The 20,755-nt window shown below is 65.8% G+C and carries 17 protein-coding genes and 1 tRNA gene; 4 read left to right on the top strand and 14 right to left on the bottom strand.

All coding sequences use genetic code 11. The annotated features are described in order from the left end of the window. Positions 1-10 precede the first annotated feature (10 nt). The 7 genes from nusA to QOL82_RS08335 form a co-directional block, all read right to left on the bottom strand. Complete coding sequence (gene nusA, locus QOL82_RS08365; RefSeq protein WP_283441791.1) at positions 11-1,570, bottom strand: transcription termination factor NusA; 1,560 nt, start codon at positions 1,568-1,570, stop codon at positions 11-13. Beyond that, the gene (gene rimP / locus QOL82_RS08360; RefSeq protein WP_283441877.1) at positions 1,567-2,052 is read right to left on the bottom strand and encodes a ribosome maturation factor RimP; all 486 of its coding nucleotides are present in this window, start codon (positions 2,050-2,052) and stop codon (positions 1,567-1,569) included. Before rimP ends, nusA begins: the two co-directional genes overlap by 4 nt. Before the next feature lie 310 nt (positions 2,053-2,362). Beyond that, positions 2,363-3,763, bottom strand: coding sequence for a 23S rRNA pseudouridine(2605) synthase RluB (rluB, locus tag QOL82_RS08355; protein ID WP_283441790.1), 1,401 nt, complete (start codon positions 3,761-3,763; stop codon positions 2,363-2,365). Continuing rightward, entirely contained in the window at positions 3,744-4,412 is a 669-nt protein-coding gene (scpB, locus tag QOL82_RS08350) for an SMC-Scp complex subunit ScpB (RefSeq protein ID WP_283441789.1), read from the bottom strand. Before scpB ends, rluB begins: the two co-directional genes overlap by 20 nt. A gap of 279 nt (positions 4,413-4,691) precedes the next feature. Next, positions 4,692-7,403 carry a bifunctional diguanylate cyclase/phosphodiesterase gene (locus tag QOL82_RS08345; RefSeq protein ID WP_283441788.1) on the bottom strand — a complete coding sequence of 904 codons (2,712 nt, stop codon included), beginning with the start codon at positions 7,401-7,403 and terminating at the stop codon, positions 4,692-4,694. Between the two features lie 207 nt (positions 7,404-7,610). Then, on the bottom strand, positions 7,611-8,663 hold the full coding sequence (locus QOL82_RS08340; RefSeq protein ID WP_283441787.1) for a DMT family transporter: 1,053 nt from the start codon (positions 8,661-8,663) through the stop codon (positions 7,611-7,613). Between the two features lie 176 nt (positions 8,664-8,839). Next, positions 8,840-8,916 (bottom strand) — tRNA-Met (locus QOL82_RS08335). A 104-nt stretch (positions 8,917-9,020) separates the two neighbouring features. On the opposite strand from QOL82_RS08335, the gene QOL82_RS08330 reads away from it, so the two are divergent. Next, a complete protein-coding gene (locus QOL82_RS08330; RefSeq protein ID WP_283441786.1) occupies positions 9,021-9,593 on the top strand; it encodes an NUDIX hydrolase in 573 nt (190 codons plus the stop codon). A gap of 27 nt (positions 9,594-9,620) precedes the next feature. Here the strand turns inward: QOL82_RS08330 and QOL82_RS08325 are convergent, their stop codons facing one another. Next, on the bottom strand, positions 9,621-10,823 hold the full coding sequence (locus QOL82_RS08325) for an ammonium transporter (RefSeq protein ID WP_283441785.1): 1,203 nt from the start codon (positions 10,821-10,823) through the stop codon (positions 9,621-9,623). Between the two features lie 181 nt (positions 10,824-11,004). Here QOL82_RS08325 and aat point away from each other — a divergent pair, with 181 nt between their 5' ends. The 3 genes from aat (at position 11,005) to QOL82_RS08310 (ending at position 13,633) form a co-directional block, all read left to right on the top strand. Further along, positions 11,005-11,739, top strand: coding sequence for a leucyl/phenylalanyl-tRNA--protein transferase (gene aat / locus QOL82_RS08320; protein WP_283441784.1), 735 nt, complete (start codon positions 11,005-11,007; stop codon positions 11,737-11,739). A gap of 68 nt (positions 11,740-11,807) precedes the next feature. Beyond that, positions 11,808-12,530 carry an arginyltransferase gene (locus QOL82_RS08315; RefSeq protein WP_283441783.1) on the top strand — a complete coding sequence of 241 codons (723 nt, stop codon included), beginning with the start codon at positions 11,808-11,810 and terminating at the stop codon, positions 12,528-12,530. Positions 12,531-12,583: 53 nt separating this feature from the next. Beyond that, complete coding sequence (locus QOL82_RS08310; RefSeq protein WP_283441782.1) at positions 12,584-13,633, top strand: quinone-dependent dihydroorotate dehydrogenase; 1,050 nt, start codon at positions 12,584-12,586, stop codon at positions 13,631-13,633. A gap of 41 nt (positions 13,634-13,674) precedes the next feature. On the opposite strand, the gene QOL82_RS08305 is transcribed toward QOL82_RS08310, so the two are convergent. The 6 genes from QOL82_RS08305 to QOL82_RS08280 all read right to left on the bottom strand — a co-directional run bounded on the left by QOL82_RS08305 (position 13,675) and on the right by QOL82_RS08280 (position 20,668). Then, a complete protein-coding gene (locus QOL82_RS08305) occupies positions 13,675-14,604 on the bottom strand; it encodes a CysB family HTH-type transcriptional regulator (protein ID WP_283441781.1) in 930 nt (309 codons plus the stop codon). 21 nt (positions 14,605-14,625) lie between these two features. Further along, positions 14,626-15,699 carry a sulfate/molybdate ABC transporter ATP-binding protein gene (locus tag QOL82_RS08300; RefSeq protein ID WP_283441780.1) on the bottom strand — a complete coding sequence of 358 codons (1,074 nt, stop codon included), beginning with the start codon at positions 15,697-15,699 and terminating at the stop codon, positions 14,626-14,628. Between the two features lie 5 nt (positions 15,700-15,704). Beyond that, on the bottom strand, positions 15,705-16,601 hold the full coding sequence (gene cysW / locus QOL82_RS08295; RefSeq protein ID WP_283441779.1) for a sulfate ABC transporter permease subunit CysW: 897 nt from the start codon (positions 16,599-16,601) through the stop codon (positions 15,705-15,707). Next, complete coding sequence (gene cysT / locus QOL82_RS08290; RefSeq protein WP_283441778.1) at positions 16,601-17,464, bottom strand: sulfate ABC transporter permease subunit CysT; 864 nt, start codon at positions 17,462-17,464, stop codon at positions 16,601-16,603. The genes cysW and cysT overlap by 1 nt, the downstream gene beginning before the upstream one ends. Positions 17,465-17,579: 115 nt before the next feature. Further along, positions 17,580-19,415 carry an ABC transporter ATP-binding protein gene (locus QOL82_RS08285; protein ID WP_283441777.1) on the bottom strand — a complete coding sequence of 612 codons (1,836 nt, stop codon included), beginning with the start codon at positions 19,413-19,415 and terminating at the stop codon, positions 17,580-17,582. After that, complete coding sequence (locus QOL82_RS08280) at positions 19,412-20,668, bottom strand: MFS transporter (RefSeq protein WP_283441776.1); 1,257 nt, start codon at positions 20,666-20,668, stop codon at positions 19,412-19,414. Before QOL82_RS08280 ends, QOL82_RS08285 begins: the two co-directional genes overlap by 4 nt. Positions 20,669-20,755: the final 87 nt, after the last annotated feature.

The following is a 20,755-nucleotide window of genomic DNA, read 5'->3' as shown; positions in this document are numbered from 1 at the left end:
GGAAACCGGCTTACTTGACAGCTGCCAGGCTCCACGCCTTGGCCTGCAGGGCCTTGGCGCGATCGTCGTACTTCAAGTCGATCAGCTTCATCTCCTCATCGGTCACATCTTCAAATGCATTGTCTATCAGCTGGCGCGCACGGTCCGCGGGCAGTGCCAGTATTGCGCCAAATTCGTCGTAAGCAAGGCTGGAAAACTGGTCCATCGTCTTCACGCCGGCCAGTCCCAGCTTGCCCGCGGTGACACGGTCCATGCCCTCGAAATTGACCATCGCCTCTTCCATGCCTTCCAGGCCTTCTTCCGACGCGATCGCCTCGGTCACCAGCGCGTCGCGCGCCCGGTTGCGCAGCTCGTTGACGGTGTCCTCGTCGAAGGATTCGATTTCCAGCATCTCGGTGATCGGCACGTAGGCGATCTCCTCCAGGCTGGAAAACCCCTCGTTGGCCAGGATGTCGGCGACTTCCTGGTCGACGTCCAGCTTTTCCATGAACAGCAGGCGCACCGCGGCGGTTTCCTGCGCGGACTTGTCGGCCGATTCCTCGGCGGTCATGATGTTGATCTGCCAGCCGGTCAGCTCCGCCGCGAGGCGCACGTTCTGGCCGCCGCGGCCGATGGCGATGGCCAGGTTTTCCTCGTCCACCACCACGTCCATCGCATGCTTCTCCTCGTCGACCATGATTGACGAGACATTGGCCGGGGCCAGCGCGCCGATCACGAACTGCGCCGGATCGTCGGACCAGAGCACGATGTCTACCCGCTCGCCGCCCAGTTCACCGGTCACGGCCTGCACGCGCGAACCGCGCATGCCGACGCAGGTGCCGATCGGGTCGATCCGCTTGTCGCTGGTGAACACCGCGATCTTGGCGCGGACGCCGGCGTCGCGCGCCGCCGATTTGATTTCCAGCAGGCCCTGCTCGATTTCAGGCACTTCCAGCTCGAACAGCTTCATGATGAATTCCGGCGCGGTGCGCGACAGGATCACCTGCGGGCCGCGGGCATTGCGCTCGATGCGCTGTATATAAGCGCGGACCCGGTCGCCGATGCGCAGGTTTTCCTTCGGGATCATCTGGTCGCGCGGCAGCCGCGCCTCGATCTTGCCGGACTCGACGATCGCGTCGCCGCGTTCCATGCGCTTGATCGTGCCGGTGACCAGCGCGTCGCCGCGCTCGAGGAAGTCGGCCAGGATCTGCTCGCGCTCGGCGTCGCGGATGCGCTGCAGCACGACCTGCTTGGTGTCCTGCGCGAAGCGGCGACCGAAGTCGACCGACTCGATCGGCTCCTCGATGAAGTCGTCGACCTCGATGTCGCCGATCTGGTCCTTGGCTTCGAACAGCAGGATTTCCTGGTCCGGCAGCTGCAGGCCTGCCTCGTCCGGCACCACGTGCCAGCGGCGGAAGGTTTCGAACTCGCCCGTGTCGCGGTCGATGGCCACGCGGATGTCGACATCGCCTTCGTAGCGTTTCTTGGTCGCCTGCGCAAGCGCATGCTCCAGGGCTCCGAAGACAACCTCCTTGTCCACGTTCTTTTCGCGCGCCAGCGCGTCAACCAACAGTAAAATCTCGCGACTCATGCTTTGCGACTCCTAAAATCCACTTTCGGCACCAGTCGTGCCTTGTCCACATCGGCGAGCGTAAACTCGAGCATCGCCGGGCCGTCTTTTCCTTCAAATTCAAGCTTGAGCCGGTCTTCTTCGGGTTCCTGCAGGATGCCCTGGAAATTCTTGCGGTTGGCCGCCGCCGCCATGGGCATGCGAAGCTTGACCACCGCTTCCTGCCCGGCAAACCGGCGGTAGTCCGCCAGCTTCTTCAGCGGCCTGTCCAGTCCGGGCGACGATACTTCGAGCCGCTCGTAATTCGCATTTTCCACGGTCAGCACATGCAGCAGCTGGTGCGTCACCTTTTCACAGTCTTCCACGGTGATGAAACCGCGGTCGGCCTCTTCCTCGGTGAAGTCGATGAACACCCGCAGCAGGCCGCGCCCGGCCTGCTCGAAATCGACCAGGTCATAACCCATGCCGACAACGGTCTTTTCAATTAAGTGCAACAATTGCAATGCGATTCTCCGAATTTTGCTGTGGCCCGCGACAACCTGCGCACAATCGTTTGCCAAAAAAAAAATGGGCATCTGCCCATCTTTCTTATCGTTCAAGCCAACTTGACCTGTGCTTCAATGATTGCCACCATGCTGTTGCGTGCCTGCCCCTACTTCTGCGCCTGCTCAGGCTTCGGGTCGCCTAAACTGTTTAAATCCTGTTGCGGCGACCTTCGTTAACTATCGAATTATACGGTAATGCGGACTGCGCCGCAATGAAAAATACCGCAGTGCGCCATCCGGCCACCGCGGCGAGCATCCACCCGCAGTCTTAACCTTTAGGACGGCGGCGCGGCGTTCCCTGGGCGCCGCCGGGGGTGAATCTTGCCGGGCCGCCGGGACGCGGCCCGCGTCCCGGTCCCTGGTCGGGCGTGCGGCCCTGGCCGGCATTGCGGCGCTGGCCGGCGCCCGGAAAACCGAGCGCGGTCTGCAGCGGGTCGGGCTGGCGCGAGCGCGGTCCCGCTCCCGGTCCCGGCCCCGAACGGCGCTGCGAGGCCGGCTTGTCGAACGGGTTTGCGCCCGCGGTCCGCGGCTGCGCATCGGTCCGGCCGCGCGGCGCGCTGTCGCGCTCCGGCTTGTCCAGGCCGATCATGGTCATCAGGCCGCGCACATCGTTTTCTTCCATCTCTTCCCAGCGGCCGCGCTTGAGGCCGCGCGGCAGCGTCATGCTGCCGTAGCGCGTGCGGATCAGGCGCGACACGGTCAGGCCGATCGCCTCGAACATCCGGCGCACCTCGCGGTTGCGGCCCTCGCCGATCGTGACCCGGTACCACTTGTTGACGCCTTCGCCGCCGCCGTCGGCGATCTTGGAGAACTGGGCAAGGCCGTCGTCCAGTTCGACGCCGGCCAGCAGTTTCTGCCTCATGCCCTCTTCCAGTTCGCCCAGCGTGCGCACCGCGTATTCGCGGTCGATGCCATAGCGCGGGTGCATCAGCCGGTTGGCGATGTCGCCGGAGGTCGTAAACAGCAGCAGGCCCTCGGTGTTGAAGTCCAGCCGTCCGACCGCCAGCCACTTGCCGGTCTTCATGGTCGGCAGGCGGTCGAACACCGACGGCCTGCCGTCGGGGTCGCTGGTGCTGACGATCTCGCCGGCCGGCTTGTGATAGACCAGGACCCGCGGCGGCTTCCTGCTGATGCGGCGCTGCAGCGGCTTGCCATTGATGCGGACCTGGTCGGTCGGCAGGATGCGCTGGCCGATGTGGGCCGGCTCGCCGTTGACCGAGACCCGCCCGGCCACGATCAATTCCTCCATGTCGCGCCGCGAGCCGAGTCCGGCTTCGGCCAGCACCTTGTGCAGCTTGGGCGCGTCGTCGTCCGCGGTCAGGTCGCGCCGGACCGGCTTGGCGGCGCGGGCGCCGCGGGCGTCGTCGGCCGCGCTGTCGAACGCGTCGGAGGTCACGAACGAGAACACCTCGTCGGCATCGTCGCCGCCAGGCTTGCCGCCGCGCGGCGCACCGGGCTTGGCCCTCGCGCCCGGCTGCGCGCGCTTGTCCTGCGCGCCGCGGCCCTTGGCCGGCTTGGCCGCTGCCTCGCCTGGGCGGGTGCGCCGCACGGGCCGCGGCGCCTGCGCGCTGCGCTCCGCCGTGCTTCCCTCCCGGGAACTGGCCGGCGCGGCAGCGGTGTCGTCAGCCGCGTCTGCGGGCTTGGAATCTTCAGGAATTGGCGAGGTCATTGGTCGGTTCTTGGTTTGGCTGACCAGGCGCGGCGTCTGTGATCGGTTCGGGCGCGTGGTCTGGGGATGGAATGTCGTTATCTGTGCCGCCCGTCGCAAGCCGGCTGGCCAGTTCGGGACTGCTTACTGCCTGGAGCGGCGGCAAATGCTCCAGCGAGGACAGGCCGAGGTCGTCGAGAAACTGCCTGGTCGTCGCCAGCAGCGCCGGCCGGCCCGGCACGTCGCGATGGCCGATGGCCTCGATCCAGCCGCGGTCTTCCAGCATCTTGATGGTCTGCGAATTCACCGTCACGCCGCGTATCTCCTCGATGTCGCCGCGCGTCACCGGCTGCCGGTACGCGATGATGGCCAGCGTCTCCAGCGTCGCCCGCGAGTAGCGCGGCGGCTTTTCCGGGTTCAGGCGTTCGAGGTAGACCTTCATTTCCGGCCGGCTCTGGAAGCGCCAGCCCGACGCCAGCGCCACCAGCTCGATGCCTTTTCCCCGCCAGTCCTCGCGCAGCTGCTCCAGCATCAGCTTGATGGTGTCGGCGCCCGCGGCGCCGTTCCCGTCGTCGTCGGCATACAGCTTCTTCAGGTCGGCCATCGACAGGGGTTCCTGCGTGCAGAGCAGCGCGGTTTCGAGGACTTTTTTCGCCTCAACGGTATTCATGTGCAATTCATCTACGGCAAGTTGGTTGCAGACTGCTGAGATTAAAGTCGGCGGCCTAAGCGCCGCCTGTTCGGGAAACTTCGCTGCCGCTCTCCGACACCAGCTAGCCGGAGGAACAATCGTCGTGGATGGAGTGGAGCATGCGGCCAAGGCTGCCGGAGCGCTGTTCAGGGCCCGTGCTGGGCGGCTCATGGCGGGTTTCCTGGCTTCTCCGGTCGGCGGATTATAGAGGAAATGCCAGGCAGTGTCATGAAAAAGCCCGCTGCGGGGCCACGGGCCTCAGTCGCCGGAGACCAGCCGCAGGCCGGCGCGCTGCGGCGGGAACAGGCATTCGCGCTGCATCAGCGCCGGCATCTCGGACGCGGCGACCGGCCGCGACACGTAGAAGCCCTGCACCTCGTCGCAGCCCAGCAGCTGCAGCGCGCGCAGCTGCTCCAGCGTCTCCACGCCTTCCGCGACGACCCGCATGTCGAGCGCATGCGCCATCACGACGATCGCGTTGAACAGCACGTTGGCGCTGGACTCCTTGCGCAGCTGGGAGGTGAATGCGCGGTCGATTTTCAGCACGTCCATTTCCAGCCGCTGCAGTTGCGACAGCGACGAGTAGCCGGTGCCGAAGTCGTCGATCAGCAGCTTGATGCCGAGCTCGCGTATCGCCGCCAGCTGGCCGGAGACCAGGTCGCCGCCGCCCAGCATGCTGGACTCGGTGATCTCGATCTCGATCAGGTCGGCATTGACCCGGTAGCGGCGCATGCAGGCCACCAGCAGCGGACGCAGGTGGCCTTCGTCGAACTGCAGCGCCGACACGTTGATCGACACCGGCACCACCGGCAGGCCGGCGTCCTGCCAGACCGAGATCTGCGCGATCGTCTTTTCGATCACCGCGGAGCCGATTTCCCGGATCATCCCGGTGTCTTCGGCGACCTGGATGAATTCCTCCGGCGGCAGCAGGCCGCGCTCGGGATGCATCCAGCGCACCAGCGCCTCCATGCCGCACAGCGCGCCGCCCATCGTTTCGACCCGCGGCTGGTAGACCATGATGAATTCGTCCTGCGCAATCGCCCGCCGCAGCGCCTGCTCCTTGCCCAGGCGGTTCATCAGCTTGTCGGACAGGCCCGGCTGGTAGAAGGAAAAGCGGCCCTTGCCTTCCGCCTTGGCCGCGTACAGCGCCAGGTCGGCATGCTTGAGCAGCGTGTCGGCGTCGCCGCCGTCGCGCGGAAACACCGAGATGCCGACCGACGCCTCGACCAGGTGCTGGCCCTGTCCGTTGACATCGAACGGCTCCTGCATCGCCCTGATGATCAGCCGCGACACGCGGGCGACGTCGTCGCTCGCCTGCACCTTCTGCAGCACCACCGTGAATTCGTCGCCGCCCAGGCGCACCACGTGGTCGCTGGCCCGCACCAGCGACTTCAGCCGCGCGGCCGCCTGCCGCAGCAGTTCGTCGCCGGCGCCGTGGCCGAAGGAATCGTTGATATGGCGGAAATCGTCGAGATCGACGAACAGCAGCGCCATGCCGCCGTTGCAGGCATTCGCCGCCTCGATCGCGGGCGGCAGGAAGGCCATCAGCCAGTGCCGGTTGGGCAGCCCGGTCAGCGGGTCGGTGTTGGCCATGTGGCTGAGCGCCTGTTCCTGGGCCCGCCGCTCGGAGATGTCGCGCACGGTCATCGCCAGGCCGGCGCCGGAACGCACCAGGCGGCGCGACAGCCAGCGCGCCCCGAGCGGCCCGTGCGCCGACGCCAGGATCTCGTCCTCGTGGTAGCCGGACTCCATCGCGGCGCTGAACACCGCCAGCAGCTGCTGCGCATGGCTGCCCGAATACAGTTCCAGGAAGCGTTTTCCGACCAGTTCATGCTTGGCCCGTCCGACCAGTTCCGCGCCGCGCTCGTTGCAGTACTCGATCAGGAAGTCGCACAGGTTGCCGTCGGCGTCATAAAGCGCCTGCACGGTATAGAAACCTTCGTTGGCGGCATCCACCGCGATGCTGTAGGTCTTGTGCACCTCGGCCAGCCGGCGTTCGCGGCCGGCGCGGCGCATCGCAATGCGCATGCCCATGGCGGCCGCGAGCGCCAGCAGCAGGCTGCCGGCGACGGCGACGGCAATGCGCTGGTTCGCGAAATGCTGATAGGCCAGCAGCATGTCCCGCTCGGCGATCCCGGCGACCACCACCAGGCCGGACTGCGGCAGGCGCTGCCATGCGACGGTGCGCGCGGCGTCGTCGGTGAACGCCCGCGACTCGACCCGGGTCACGCCGATGTCGGCCGGCGCCACATAGGCTTGCCGGAACAGGCCGGACGCCAGCCGGGGGTCGGCGCCGACGCGGGTCAGCAGCGGCGCGCCGGCGCTGTCCAGCACGGTCAGGAAGTCGTTGTGGCCCAGCCCGCTTTCGTCGCTGAAGTCGGCCAGCGACGCCGGGTCGACCGCAAACATCACGATGCCGTCGAAACCGCCGTCGCCGGACTCCAGCCGCCGGGAAATCAGCAGGTTGGCCTCGGGCAGCACGCCCGACGTGCTCCGGCTGATCAGGATGCCGTTGCCGGCGCGCTGCTGGTGATGGATGAAAAACGGCGTGCCGGACACGTCTGGTTCCACCAGGCCGGTGGCTGCCAGCAGCCGCCCGCTGCTGTCGGCCACCGCGGCAATGCGCACGCCGGCGGACGGGCGAAGGATGCGGCGCAGGCGACGTTCGAGCAGATCGGGCGTGTGCAATTCCTCCCAGTCGTACTGCAGCCCCTGCGCCGCCTGCTCGATCTGGTCCAGCGAACGCGACAGCTGCCGGGCATATGCGCGGGCCAGCACCGCCGCCTTTTCGCGGGAACGCTCGGCCCGCATTGCCTTTTCCTCGGCCAGCGAGATGCGCGTGAACTGCCAGACGACGGCAAGAAGGCAGATCAGGGCCATCATCCAGACTGCGACGACGCCGGCATTGCCGGAAGCGACAAGTCGCTTTCCAGGCTGGCGCGTACGCAGGATGGAGATGCCTTTAAGCATAAATTCTTGACGGAAAGACATTTAAGAGTAATCCGTCAGAGCAACATTTGTGCCTAGAAATATTTTATAAACTAATCAACGGCTTGCTGAGATAAATCAAACAACGATGGAAACGGTGTAAAAATTCCCGACAGCCATTTAATGACTGAGGGAAATTTAACCGCAAGTTTCGTTGACTGCCGGCATGAAAACCCGCGGCCGGGCGCGTCAATGGCTGTGCCGGTGATGGATGTCTGGCACGTGAGGATGACTGTGCCGCGCGGCTTCATGACGATGCGGATGTACATGCGGCTCGACGCCGTCCCAGTCGAAATCGTGCCGGTGCTGGTGATGCTCGTCATGCCGGTGTTCATGCGCATGCGCCATCGGCTCGTGCAGGTGGACATGCTCATGCCGCTCGGTCAGGTGCAGCCAGATTCCCGCGCCCATCAGCACGCCCGCCGTCCAGAAACCGGCGCCCGGCGTGTCGCCCAGCATCAGCAGCGACACGGCGGCGCCGACGAACGGCGCAATCGAGAAATAGGCGCCGGTGCGGGCCGTTCCCAGCTTTTGCAGCGCCAGCACGAAAAAGACCAGGCTCATGCCATAGCCGCAGAACCCGACCAGCCCCGCCAGCGCCGCCTTGCCGATGCCGGGCAGCGCGACGCCCATCGCCAGTGCGATGCCGAGGTTGACGGCGCCGGCCGCCAGTCCCTTGATGCCGGCGATCTGCACCGCGTCGCTGGCGGAAATCTTCCGGGTCAGGTTGTTGTCGATGCCCCAGCAGAGACAGGCGCCGACGATCGCCAGCGCGCCCCACGGGATGCCGATCTCGGGTCGCTGCTCCCAGGCCAGCACCAGGCCGCCGGCGATGATCAGCAGCATGCCGAGGAAGATGCGGCGGTCGAAATTTTCCTTGAAGACGAACCAGGCCAGCAGCGAGGTCAGCACGCCTTCCATGTTCAGCAGCAGCGACGCCGACGACGCCGGCGTCACGCTCAGTCCCAGCATCAGCAGCACCGGGCCGGCAATGCCGCCGAACAGGATGGCGCCGAACAGCCACGGCAGGTCGCTCCGTTCCAGCCGGGCGGTCCCGCCGTCGGACGGGGACGCACGAAGCGCGCGAACGCCGAACCACAGCATCAGGCCGATGCCGCTGCCCAGGTACAGCAGCGCGGCCAGCGCAACCGGCGCAATCTCGCCGACCAGCAGCTTCGCGAATGGCGTGCTTGCGCCGAATGTCGCTGCCGCTGCAAAGGCATGCAAGACACCAGCATTCATCAGGATTTCCAATCGGTGGAGGTGGAAGTGGCGCCGGCAGGATGCGCGGCGCAGGCAATGCAGTCTAGGCAGCGCGGCAGGAAAACCGCAATGCCGCCGGGCGCTGGAGGCGGATCGCATCAAATGCGATCGGCAAAAACAGAAAGGCCCGCATGAATGCGGGCCTTTCGTAAAACTGGTTGCGGGGGCAGGATTTGAACCTACGACCTTCGGGTTATGAGCCCGACGAGCTGCCAGACTGCTCCACCCCGCGTCTGAAGATGTGAACTATACAGGCTGGTTGCGTCAATTGCAAATCGCGAACAGCCGGGGAGGCGGTGTTACACTCGGCGCTCGTCCACACTACCCATTTTTTCCATGAAATTCTGCTCAGAATGCGCGCATCCGGTAACCCAGATAATCCCGCCGGATGACACTCGGCTGCGCTACGTCTGCACGCAATGCGGGACGATCCATTACCAGAATCCCAATATGGTGGTCGGCTCGGTTCCCCTCTGGAAAGCCGATGGCGAGACCCGCGTGCTGCTCTGCCGCCGCGCGATCGAGCCGCGCTACGGCTACTGGACGCTGCCGGCCGGCTTCATGGAAAACGGCGAGACCACGTCCGAGGCGGCCGGCCGGGAAACCGAGGAGGAAGCCGGCGCGCGCATCGAACTGCACCAGCTTTTCTCGCTGCTGAACGTGCCGCACGTGCACCAGGTGCACATGTTCTACCTCGCCACCCTGCTCGACCTCGACTACCTGGCCGGCGTCGAAAGCCTGGAAGTGAAGCTGTTTTCCGAAGCGGAGATCCCGTGGGACGAGATCGCCTTTCCAACCATCAGCCACACGCTGCGTTTTCTGTTCGAGGACCTCGCCCGCATCCGCAATGGCGAAGGCGATTTCCGGTTTCACACCCGCGACATCAACAAGCCGATGCGGCAGACCTGAGACTGCGCGCTGCGGGCCGCCTGCCCGTCACCAGTTGGTCTCCCGCTCGGGCGATGCCGAGATCCGGTGTATGGACAGGTCGGCGCCGTTGAATTCCTCTTCCGGGTCCAGCCGCAGGCCCAGGGTTTTCTTCAGCAGGCCGTAGATCAGCAGGCTGCCCGACACGGCGATGGTGACGCCGAGCAGCGTGCCGGCCAGCTGCGACATCAGGGACACGCCGCCGACGCCGCCCAGCGCGGTCGAGCCGAAGATGCCGGCCGCGATGCCGCCCCAGGTTCCGCACAGCCCGTGCAGCGGCCATACGCCCAGCACGTCGTCGATCTTCCACTTGTTCTGGGTAAGCGTGAACGTCCATACGAAGATCGCCCCGGCGATGCCGCCGGTCGCCAGTGCACCAAGCGGATGCATCAGGTCCGAGCCGGCGCAGATGGCGACCAGGCCGGCCAGCGGGCCGTTGTACGCGAAACCCGGGTCGTTCTTGCCCATGATGACGGCCACCAGCGTGCCGCCGGCCATGGCCATCAGCGAATTCATCGCGACCAGGCCATTGATCTTGTCCAGCGTCTGCGCGCTCATCACGTTGAAGCCGAACCAGCCGACCGTCAATATCCATGCGCCGAGCGCCAGGAAGGGAATGCTCGACGGCGGATGCGCGGCAATCGCCCCGTCCTTGGCATACCGGCCGCGGCGCGCGCCGAGCAGCAGCACGGCCGGCAGCGCGGCCCAGCCGCCGAATGCATGGACGACGACCGAGCCGGCGAAGTCATGGAATTCGGCGCCGAACAGCGATGCGAGGCCGGCCTGGATGCCGAAACGCTGGTTCCACGCGATACCTTCGAACAGCGGATAAAGCAGGCCGACCAGCAGCGCGGTGGCGATCGACTGCGGGTGGAAGCGCGCACGTTCGGCGATGCCGCCCGAGATGATGGCCGGGATCGCCGCCGCGAAGGTCAGCAGGAAAAAGAACTTCACGAGTTCGAAGCCGCCGCGCTGCGCCAGGCTCGGCGCGTCGGTGAAGAAGGTCACGCCATAGGCGACGCTGTAGCCCACGAAGAAATAGGCAATGGTTGAAATGGCAAAATCGACTAAGATTTTGACCAGCGCATTGACCTGGTTCTTGCGCCGCACGGTGCCGAGTTCGAGGAAGGCGAAGCCGGCATGCATCGCAAGAATCATGATGGCGCCGAGCAGGATGAAGAGTGTGTCGGTACTGTGCTTATAGGCTTCCATGCAACAACTCCCAATTTTAGTGCGATTTTTATCAATTGACGGTGGGAAAAAGCAAAAACCATTCCAATTTGGTGCAAATTTTCAAGTCATTGAAAGATAAGGAAATATTTTTGGCTGGCCGAGCTCGTCCATCCGCCGCGCACCATCGAGGGGCGCCGTTTCAGTGCAAATGTGAGGCAAGATGATTCCCTGGCTGGATAGAAGCACCCCGTTCCCCGACGTATCGCAGGCATTGACCGAGGCCGACGGCGCGCCCGGGCTGCTGGCGGCGGGCGCCGACCTGTCGCCCTGGCGGCTGCTGCAGGCCTACCAGCGCGGCATCTTCCCGTGGTACTCGGAAGGCCAGCCGATACTCTGGTGGAGCACGGACCCGCGCATGGTGCTCTACACCGAGCGCTTCAAGATTTCTCCCAGCCTGCGCAAGACCCTGCGCCGCATCCAGAAAAGCCGGGAAGCCGGCGGGCCTTACCAGGTCCGGTTCGATTCGGCGTTCGAACGGGTGGTCCGCGCCTGTGCAGCGCCCCGCCGGGACGGCGCGGGCACCTGGATTTCCGAGGACATCGTCCAGGGCTACGCCGGCCTGCATGCCAGCGGCCATGCGCATTCGGCGGAATTATGGCGGGATGGCGAACTGGTAGGCGGCGCCTATGGCGTATCGATAGGCCGCATGTTTTATGGAGAGTCGATGTTCGCCCGCGAGACCGATGCATCCAAGGTCGCGCTCGCCTATCTTGTGCATTTCCTGAAACTCAATGGCGTTACGATGGTCGATTGTCAGCAGGAGACAGAACACCTTGCCTCGCTGGGCGCAACGCCGATTTCCCGCGCTGAATTCATGGCGCACCTTTCGTCCGCTGTGAAGCTGCCGCCGATCTCCGATTGGCGGCCAGTCGATCCGGTGCAAGCGCCGGCCTGAATTTTTTGCTTCAGGCTGACCATCGGTGTACATTGAAACGTCGATTTGTTGTCAAACCGGTTTGCACGATGACGCATCTAAAAGACCTTCCCTTTTCAACCTTGCAGTTCTATGCCACAGCGCCCTACCCGTGCAGCTATCTCGAACACCGGCAGGCTCGCTCGCAGGTCGCCACACCGTCCCACCTGATCAATGCCGATGTCTACTCGGAACTGGTTAAAAACGGTTTTCGCCGCAGCGGCATTTTCACCTACCGGCCGTATTGCGACGGCTGCCAGGCCTGCACGCCGGTGCGCGTCAACGCCTGGCACTTCCGGCCCAACCGCAGCCAGCGCCGCGCCGCGCAGCGGCATGGCCATCTGCAAGTGCTGATCACCAACCTGGCCTACGTGCACGAGCATTACGACCTCTACCTGCGCTACCAGTCGGCGCGGCATGCCGGCGGCGGCATGGACCAGGACAGCCGCGACCAGTACGCGCAGTTCCTGCTGCAGAGCAAGGTCAATACCCGGCTGGCGGAGTTTCGCGAGCCGGACGGCACGCTGGTCATGGTCAGCATCATCGACGTACTGGAAGACGGCCTGTCCTCGGTCTATACCTTCTACGACCCGGACGTGGAAGGCGCGAGCTTCGGCACCTACAACGTGCTGTGGCAGATCGCCCAGGCCAAGACGCTGAACATGCCCTACGTCTACCTCGGCTACTGGATCGAAAAAAGCCCGAAGATGGCCTACAAGATCAACTTCAGGCCGATCGAGGCGCTGCGCAACGGCGCCTGGGCGGAGATGTGAGGCCGGGAGCGCGCGGGCTACAATAGCGCTCGCGCAAATTTCCCGTCCCTACCGTGTCCGACAAACTCCTCTACGCCCTCGCCCGCCCGCTGCTGTTTTCCCTCGACGCCGAAGAAGCCCACAACCTGACCCTGCCGGCGCTGCGCCGCGCGGCCGGACTGGGCCTGACCCGGATACTGCGCCGTCCCCGGCCCGATCCGCGCACGGTGATGGGCATTACGTTTCCGAATCCGGTCGGCCTGGCCGCCGGGCTGGACAAGGACGGCGCCTATATCGACGGGCTGGCGGCGCTGGGTTTCGGCTTCATCGAGATCGGCACCGTGACGCCGCGCGCGCAGCCCGGCAACCCGAAGCCGCGGATGTTCCGCCTGCCCGAAGCCAGCGCGATCATCAACCGCATGGGTTTCAACAATGGCGGCGTCGATGCGTTCGTGCGCAACGTGCAGGCATCGAAGTTCTACCGCGAAAAGGAAGGCGTGCTGGGGCTGAACATCGGCAAGAATGCCGATACGCCGATCGAGCGGGCCGCCGACGACTACCTGCTGTGCCTGGAAAAGGTGTATCCCTACGCCAGCTATGTGACGGTCAACATTTCGTCGCCGAACACGAAGAACCTGCGCCAGCTGCAGGGCGCGTCCGAGCTCGACGCGCTGCTGTCCACGCTGAAGGACGCGCAGCAGCGCCTGGCGGGCAAGCACAAGCGCTACGTGCCGATCGCGCTGAAGATCGCGCCGGACGTCGATGGCGAGCAGGTGAAGAACATCGCGGACGCGTTGCTGCGGCACCGGTTCGACGGCGTGATTGCGACCAACACGACCATCTCGCGGGACGCGGTGAAGGGCATGCCGCATGCGGACGAAGCCGGGGGGCTGTCCGGCGCGCCGGTGTTCGACGCTTCCAACCAGGTGATCCGGGCGCTGAAGGCCGAACTGGGCGACGCGCTGCCCATCATCGGTGTCGGCGGCATCCTGTCGGGCGCAGATGCGCGGGCGAAGATGGACGCGGGCGCGGCGCTGGTGCAGTTATATAGCGGCCTGATCTACCGTGGGCCGGCGCTGATACGGGAATGCGCGGATGCGCTGCGCGGCCACGGCGCGAAATAAGGCGAAATAAGGATACTCGACGCCGCTCGGACGGCCGACGCTTACCCGCCCGCCCCGCCCAGCGCCGTATCGATATCCGCCCGCGTCAGCGTCGGCGCGAATTGCAGGATGAAATCCACCGTGTACGACCGCAGGTAAGCGGCCCTTCTCACCGCCAGCCGGGTCACGTTCGGCGCGAACAGGTGGCTGGCGTCGACCGGCTTCAACCCGGCATGCCGGCTCTGCTCGATCGCCATCGACGCCACGATGCCCACGCCCATGCCCAGCGCGACATACTGCTGGATCACGTCGGAGTCCATCGCTGTCAGCACGATGTCGGTGGCGGTGCCGGCCTCGCGGAACGCATCGTCGATGTGGCTGCGGCCGGTGAATCCAATGTCATAGGTAATGAGCGGATACTCGGCCAGCTGCGCCAGCGTGAGCTTGCCGGCGGCCAGCAGCGGATGCCCTTCCGGCACGACCACCGCGTGATGCCACTGGTAGCACGGGAAGGACACCAGGTCGTCGAACTGGCTCAGGCCCTCGGTCGCGATGCCGATATCGGCCTTCCCGGACAACACCCACTCGGCGATATGTTCGGGCGAGCTTTGCTGAAGCGCGATCCGCACATCCGGGAATGCCGCGCGGAAGCTCTGCACCGCTTTCGGCAGCACGTAGCGCGCCTGGGTGTGGGTCGTTGCGATGGTCAGCGTGCCGCGCTTGACGCCCGAGTATTCCTGCCCGGCCTGCTGCAGGTTTTCCGCTTCCAGCAGCAGCCGGTCGATGATGCGCAGGATGTCCTTGCCGGGACTGGTGAGGCCGGTCAGCCGCTTGCCGTTGCGCTCGAAAATCTCGACGCCCAGCTCTTCCTCCAGCTCCCGTATCTGGCGGGACACGCCGGGCTGCGACGTAAACAGTGCATTGGCGACCTCGGTCAGGTTGTAGCCGCGCCGCGTGGCTTCGCGGATCGAGCGCAGTTGCTGGAAGTTCATCGCCCTTGCCCCGGATGGATGTCAGACCGCTTCGTCGACGAAGATGCGCAGCCGCTTGGGCCGCACCACCAGGCGGTCGCCCTCGGCCACGCCAAGCTCGGCATAGCGCTCGCTCGGCACCACGGCTTCCAGCAGGTCGCCGTTGTCCTCGCGCTGCAGGTCCAGCTGCGCCAGCGGCCCGATCGCATGCGCGCGGCGGATCACGGCGACGATGCCGTCGCTGTCGATGTCGGGCAGGTAGCGGTCGATCTCGATGTCATGCGGACGGACGAAGCCGGTGCCCTTGGCGTCCTTCGCGCCGCCATGCTCGGGCGCGTCGAAGGTGACGCCATCGGCTTCCAGCACGCCTTCATGCACCCGGCCGCGGAACAGGTTGACGTTGCCGAGGAAGCCGTAGACGAAGGGCGACGCCGGCTGGTTGTAGACGTCGGCCGGCGAGCCGACCTGCTCGATATTTCCCTTGTTCATCAGCACGATGCGGTCGGCCACCTCGAGCGCCTCTTCCTGGTCGTGGGTGACGAAGATGCTGGTCACATGCAGCTCGTCATGCAGCCGGCGCAGCCAGCGCCGCAGTTCCTTGCGGACCTTGGCGTCGAGCGCGCCGAACGGCTCGTCCAGCAGCAGCACCTTGGGCTCGACCGCCAGCGCCCGCGCCAGCGCAATGCGCTGCCGCTGGCCGCCCGACAGCTGCGGCGGATAACGGTCGGCCAGCCAGTCCAGCTGCACCAGTTCCAGCAGCTGGTGGACGCGCGCCTTGATCTGCGCTTCCGACGGACGCTCCGAGCGCGGCTTGACGCGCAGGCCGAAGGCAATGTTCTCGAACACGGTCATGTGCTTGAACAGCGCGTAATGCTGGAACACGAAACCGACCTGCCGCTCGCGGACATGGCGCTCGGACGCGTCTTCATTGTCCAGCAAGACCTGGCCGCTGTCGGGCCGTTCCAGGCCGGCGATGATGCGCAGCAGCGTGGTCTTGCCGCAGCCCGAGGGGCCGAGCAGCGCGGTCAGTTCGCCCGGCTTGAAGCTGAGCGACACATTGTTGAGCGCGACGAAGTTGCCAAAGCGCTTGTTGATATTTCTGACTTCGATGGCCACGGTGATTACTCCTGATCGGTGGACGACATGGCATGGTGCAACCGCCATTCAATAAAGCTCTTCAGCGCCAGCGTGACGAGGGCCAGCAGCGCCAGCAGCGACGCGATGGCGAAGGCGGCGGCGAAGTTGTATTCGTTGTAGAGGATCTCGACCTGCAGCGGGATGGTGTTGGTCTGGCCGCGGATATGGCCGGACACCACCGACACCGCGCCGAACTCGCCCATCGCGCGGGCATTGCACAGGATCACGCCGTACAGCAGGCCCCACTTGATGTTGGGCAGGGTCACGTGCCAGAACGTGCGGAAGCCCGACGCGCCCAGCACCAGCGCGGCTTCCTCTTCCTCGCTGCCCTGCGACTGCATCAGCGGGATCAGCTCGCGGGCGACGAAGGGAAAGGTGATGAAGACCGTGGCGATCACGATGCCGGGCACCGCGAACAGGATCTTGATGTCATGCGCCTGCAGCCATTCGCCGAACCAGCCCTGGGCGCCGAACAGCAGCACGTAGATCAGGCCGGAGATCACCGGCGAGACCGAGAACGGCAGGTCGATCAGGGTAAGCAATATGCTCTTGCCGCGGAATTCGAACTTGGCGATGGCCCAGGACGCGGCCACGCCGAACACCAGGTTCAGCGGCACCGCGATGACGGCGGTCAGCAGCGTCAGCTTGATCGCGGCAATCGCATCCGGCTCGGTGATGGACGTCAGGTAGACCTGCCAGCCCTTCTTGAATGCCTCGACGAACACCGCGACCAGCGGCACGAACAGGAACAGCGTCATGAAGGTCAGCGCCGCGGTGATCAGCAGCGCGCGCACCCAGAACGGCTCGGCGATGGCGGACGGCGTGTAGGCCGGCTCGACGCGCGGCACGGGCGCGGTGGCGGGAGTGGCGACGGCGGACATCAGATTTTCTCCGGCTGGCCGCGCTTGCGGGTCCAGGCTTGCAACAGGTTGATGGTCAGGAGCATCAGGAAGGACGCCAGCAGCATGACCACCGCAATCGCGGTGGCGCCGGCGTAGTCGTACTGCTCGAGCTTGGTGATGATGAACAGCGGCGTGATCTCGGACACCATAGGCATGTTGCCGGCGATGAAGATGACCGAGCCGTATTCGCCGGTGGCGCGGGCGAAGGCCAGCGCGAAGCCGGTCAGCAGCGCCGGCAGGATGGTCGGGAAGATCACGCGGGTGAAGGTCTGCCAGTTGCTCGCGCCGAGGCTGGCCGCGGCTTCCTCCAGTTCGCGTTCGGCGTCTTCCAGCACCGGCTGGACCGTGCGCACCACGAAAGGCAGGCCGATGAAGGTCAGCGCCACCACCACGCCCAGCGGCGTGAACGCGACCTTGATGCCCAGCGGCTCCAGGTAGCGGCCGATCCAGCCGTTGGTGGAATACAGCGCCGTCAGCGCGATGCCGGCGACCGCGGTGGGCAGCGCGAACGGCAGGTCGACCATCGCGTCGATGATGCGCTTGCCGGGAAAGCGGTAGCGCACCAGCACCCAGGCGACGATGCCGCCGAACAGCACGTTCAGCGCGGCGGCGATCAGCGACGCGCCGAACGTCAGCCGGTAGGAAGCCATCACCCGGTCCGACGTGACCGCGCTCCAGAACGCTTCCCAGGTCATCGTGAAGGTCTTGAAGAACACGGCCGACAACGGGATCAGCACCACCAGGCTCAGGTAGAAAATGGTGAAGCCGAGCGACAGGTGGAAACCGGGCATGACCCGAAAATTGCCGCGCTTTTGCGCCGGCGGTGTGGTGGCGACGTCCATAAATCCTTTATAACCGGTCCGACTAACAGGCCGGCATAATCACATACGGTTGTTATAAAGCAAAATATTTTATTTGCATGTCGTTAGAAGAAAAACGCATATACGGACCGGGATATCAGGATGCCGCCCGCCGGTCCGGCAGGAAGCCGCCGGCCTGCCGGCTCCATAACTGCCAGTAGACGCCGCGCCGCGCCAGCAGCGCCTGGTGGCTGCCGTCCTCGACGATGCGGCCCTCGTCGAACACCAGGATGCGGTCCAGGTGCGCGATGGTGGACAGCCGGTGCGCGACCACGATGACCGTCTTGCCGCGCATGACTTCCTCCAGCGTAGTCTGGATCGCGTCCTCGGTCACCGAGTCCAGGCTGGACGTGGCCTCGTCGAGGATCAGCACCGGCGCGTTTTTCAGGATGACGCGGGCGATCGCGATGCGCTGGCGCTGGCCGCCGGACAGCTTGACGCCGCGCTCGCCGACCATCGCGTCATAGGCCTCCGGCGCCTGCATGATGAACGCATGCGCATGCGCCTGGGCAGCGGCAGCCATGACCTCGTCGTCGCTCGCATCCAGCCGGCCATAGCGGATGTTGTCCATCAGGCTGCGGTGGAACAGGCTCGGGTCCTGCGGTATCAGGCTCAGCTGCTCATGCAGCGCATCCTGGGTCATGCCCCGGACGTCGACGCCATCGACCAGGACGGCGCCGCGCTGCACGTCGTACAGGCGCAGCAGCAGGTTCACGAAGGTGGACTTGCCGGAGCCGGAGAAGCCGACCAGCCCTACCCGCTGGCCGGCCTCCACGGTCACGTTGAGGCCGTCGAACACCGGGCGCGCCGGATCGTAGCCGAAAGCGACGTCCCTGAACTCGATGCGCCCTGCCCGCACCCGCGCGGCGACCGCGCCCGGCGCATCGACCAGCTCATGCGGCTGGACGATGCTGTGCACGCCGTTGGCGACATTGCCGATGTACTCGAAGAATTCCAGGAAGCGGCGCGACAGGTTGCGCGCCTCGTTGATGATCATCAGCCCCAGGCTGACCGCCATCACGAAGTCGCCGACGCCGATCTCGCCGCGGCTCCAGAGCGTCAGCGCGTAATACAGGATGCCGGCCTTCAGCACCGCCGCCGCGCCGAACTGGAACCAGCGCACCCGCTCGTTGTAGCGGTTCGACAGCCGCAGCGCCGCCATCTCGGTCACCTGCGCCTCGTCGAGCAGCTGCCGTTCGAAGCCGAGCCGGGCGAACAGCCGGGTGCTGGAAAGATTGGTGACCGAGTCGACCACCTTGCCGGTGGTGTCGCTGCGGGCGGCGGATGCATTGATTGCCAGCGGCCGCGAACGCCGCGCCAGCAGGTAGGACAGGCCGATAAACAAGACCGCCCACAGCGACACGAACAGGCCCAGCTGCACATGCGCGCGGGACATCAGCACGATGGACACGGTCAGCACGATCGCGATGGGCCAGAATTCGGTCAGCAGCGACCAGAGCGCCTGCACCACGCCCAGCGCGGTCTCGCTGACGCGATGCGCGAGCGAGCCGGCGAAACTGTTGCTGAAATAACGATGCGAATGGTGCTGGAGGTAGTGGAACAGCGTGCGCGTCACGTTCTGCCGCTGGCGCGGGCCGATCCGGATCTGGATGCCACCGGCGATCCGGCCGAACACCAGCTCGCCGGCGCAAAGCGCGACGAACAGCAGCAGCGGGCCGTGCAGCGCGTCGACCACCGCGGGCGACGCCACCGGGCTGGCCGTCACGCCCTTCACGATGCGGCCCAGCGCATAGGGCAGCAGGATGCCGCAGGTTACGTTGGCGGTCTCGAACAGCAGCATGGCCAGGTACCACCACGGGTAGCTGGCGACGAAATGCAGGATGAAGCGCAGCGGCGTCGCCGGCAGCGCGGGTACGCCGGACGACACGCCGGAGGACGGGGCTGGGCCGTCCTCCGGCCCGGCCGCGCTCATTTGCCCCTGGCGGTCTGGTCCACCGCCCCCGGAAACCGGTCCATGCGCCGCAGCACCGGGAAGATGCGCATCCAGGCCGCGGTGACGCCCAGCGTCACTACGCCGCCCAGCAATACCGCCGGCACCAGGCCGAACCAGCCCGCGGTGATGCCCGACTCGAATTCGCCCAGCTCGTTCGACGCGCCGATGAACACCGAGTTGACCGCGCTGACCCGGCCGCGGATCGCGTCCGGCGTTTCCAGCTGCACCAGCATGTGCCGCACGTAGACGCTGACCATGTCGCCGGCGCCCATCAGCGCCAGCGCCGCCAGCGACAGCGGCAGCCATGCCGACTGGCCGAGCACCACGGTGCCGAAGCCGTAGAGCGCAACGCCGCCGAACATCCATAGCCCCACCCGGCGCGTGATCGGCCGGTAGGCCAGCACGGCCGACGTCAGCGCCGCGCCGACGCCGGGCGCCATGCGCAGCAGGCCGAGCGCGCCGGGGCCGGCATGCAGCACGTCCCGCGCCAGCGCCGGCAGCAGCGCGGTGGCGCCGCCGAACAGCACCGCGAACAGGTCGAGCGAGATCGCGCCCAGCACCACGGGGCGGGAGCGCACGAAGCGCAGCCCTTCGAGCAGGCTGTGCCAGGACACCGGTTCGCGGCCGCCGTTCTGCCGCGTCAGCGTGCGGGTCAGCGACATCAGCGCGACCGACACCAGCAGCAGCCCGGCGACGATGCCGTACACCACCTTGGGGCCGGCCAGGTACAGCAGCCCGCCCAGCACCGGCCCGGCGATCACCGCCACATGGAAGGTGGAGGAACTGAGGGCAACCGCGCGGCTGAAGCTGGCCGGCGGCACGAGATTGATCAGGATGGCCTGGGTAGCCGGCATCATGAAGGCGCGCGCGCTGCCGAACAGCACCAGCACCGCGAACACCGGCCAGACCTCGCGCAGCCCGCTGAAGGTCAGCGCGAACAGCAAGGCGCCACACAGCAGCTGCGTTGCCAGGCACAGCAGGATGATCAGGCGGCGGTCGTAGCGGTCGGCGACATGGCCGGCGATCAGGATGAGCAGGAAGAACGGCGCGAACTGCGCCAGGCCGATCAGGCCGAGGTCCACCAGGCTGCCGGTCAGTTCGTAGACCTGCCAGCCGATGGCCACGCTCTGCATCTGGACGGCCAGCGTGCCCAGCACGCGGGCCAGCAGGTAGAAGGTGAAGCTGGGCTGGCGCAACAGGCTGGCGGCGCGTTCTGGAGCGGGGTCGGGCATTGAAACTTTCTTTCCGGACGTCTTGATGGCGAGCCGGCGAGTATACCTTGGAGGCAAGATTCGCATCGGCATCCAGCCGGGCCGATG

It is taken from the genome of Noviherbaspirillum suwonense (assembly GCF_900182955.1).
GTDB classification, from domain to species: domain Bacteria; phylum Pseudomonadota; class Gammaproteobacteria; order Burkholderiales; family Burkholderiaceae_D; genus Noviherbaspirillum_A; species Noviherbaspirillum_A suwonense.
The sequence above is the reverse complement of the archived record's forward strand: the minus strand, read 5'-3'. Positions and strand labels throughout refer to the sequence as shown.

Excerpts from the sequence above, each read along its gene's own strand:
- scpB (WP_283441789.1), bottom strand. The coding sequence starts at position 4,412 with ATGAATACCGTTGAGGCGAAAAAAGTCCTCGAAACCGCGCTGCTCTGC.
- QOL82_RS08340 (WP_283441787.1), bottom strand. The coding sequence starts at position 8,663 with ATGAATGCTGGTGTCTTGCATGCCTTTGCAGCGGCAGCGACATTCGGC.
- QOL82_RS08285 (WP_283441777.1), bottom strand. The coding sequence starts at position 19,415 with ATGAGCGCGGCCGGGCCGGAGGACGGCCCAGCCCCGTCCTCCGGCGTG.
- nusA (WP_283441791.1), bottom strand. The coding sequence starts at position 1,570 with ATGAGTCGCGAGATTTTACTGTTGGTTGACGCGCTGGCGCGCGAAAAG.
- QOL82_RS08325 (WP_283441785.1), bottom strand. The coding sequence starts at position 10,823 with ATGGAAGCCTATAAGCACAGTACCGACACACTCTTCATCCTGCTCGGC.
- cysT (WP_283441778.1), bottom strand. The coding sequence starts at position 17,464 with ATGGACGTCGCCACCACACCGCCGGCGCAAAAGCGCGGCAATTTTCGG.
- QOL82_RS08305 (WP_283441781.1), bottom strand. The coding sequence starts at position 14,604 with ATGAACTTCCAGCAACTGCGCTCGATCCGCGAAGCCACGCGGCGCGGC.
- cysW (WP_283441779.1), bottom strand. The coding sequence starts at position 16,601 with ATGTCCGCCGTCGCCACTCCCGCCACCGCGCCCGTGCCGCGCGTCGAG.
- QOL82_RS08330 (WP_283441786.1), top strand. The coding sequence starts at position 9,021 with ATGAAATTCTGCTCAGAATGCGCGCATCCGGTAACCCAGATAATCCCG.
- QOL82_RS08280 (WP_283441776.1), bottom strand. The coding sequence starts at position 20,668 with ATGCCCGACCCCGCTCCAGAACGCGCCGCCAGCCTGTTGCGCCAGCCC.
- QOL82_RS08315 (WP_283441783.1), top strand. The coding sequence starts at position 11,808 with ATGACGCATCTAAAAGACCTTCCCTTTTCAACCTTGCAGTTCTATGCC.
- aat (WP_283441784.1), top strand. The coding sequence starts at position 11,005 with ATGATTCCCTGGCTGGATAGAAGCACCCCGTTCCCCGACGTATCGCAG.
- rluB (WP_283441790.1), bottom strand. The coding sequence starts at position 3,763 with ATGACCTCGCCAATTCCTGAAGATTCCAAGCCCGCAGACGCGGCTGAC.
- QOL82_RS08345 (WP_283441788.1), bottom strand. The coding sequence starts at position 7,403 with ATGCTTAAAGGCATCTCCATCCTGCGTACGCGCCAGCCTGGAAAGCGA.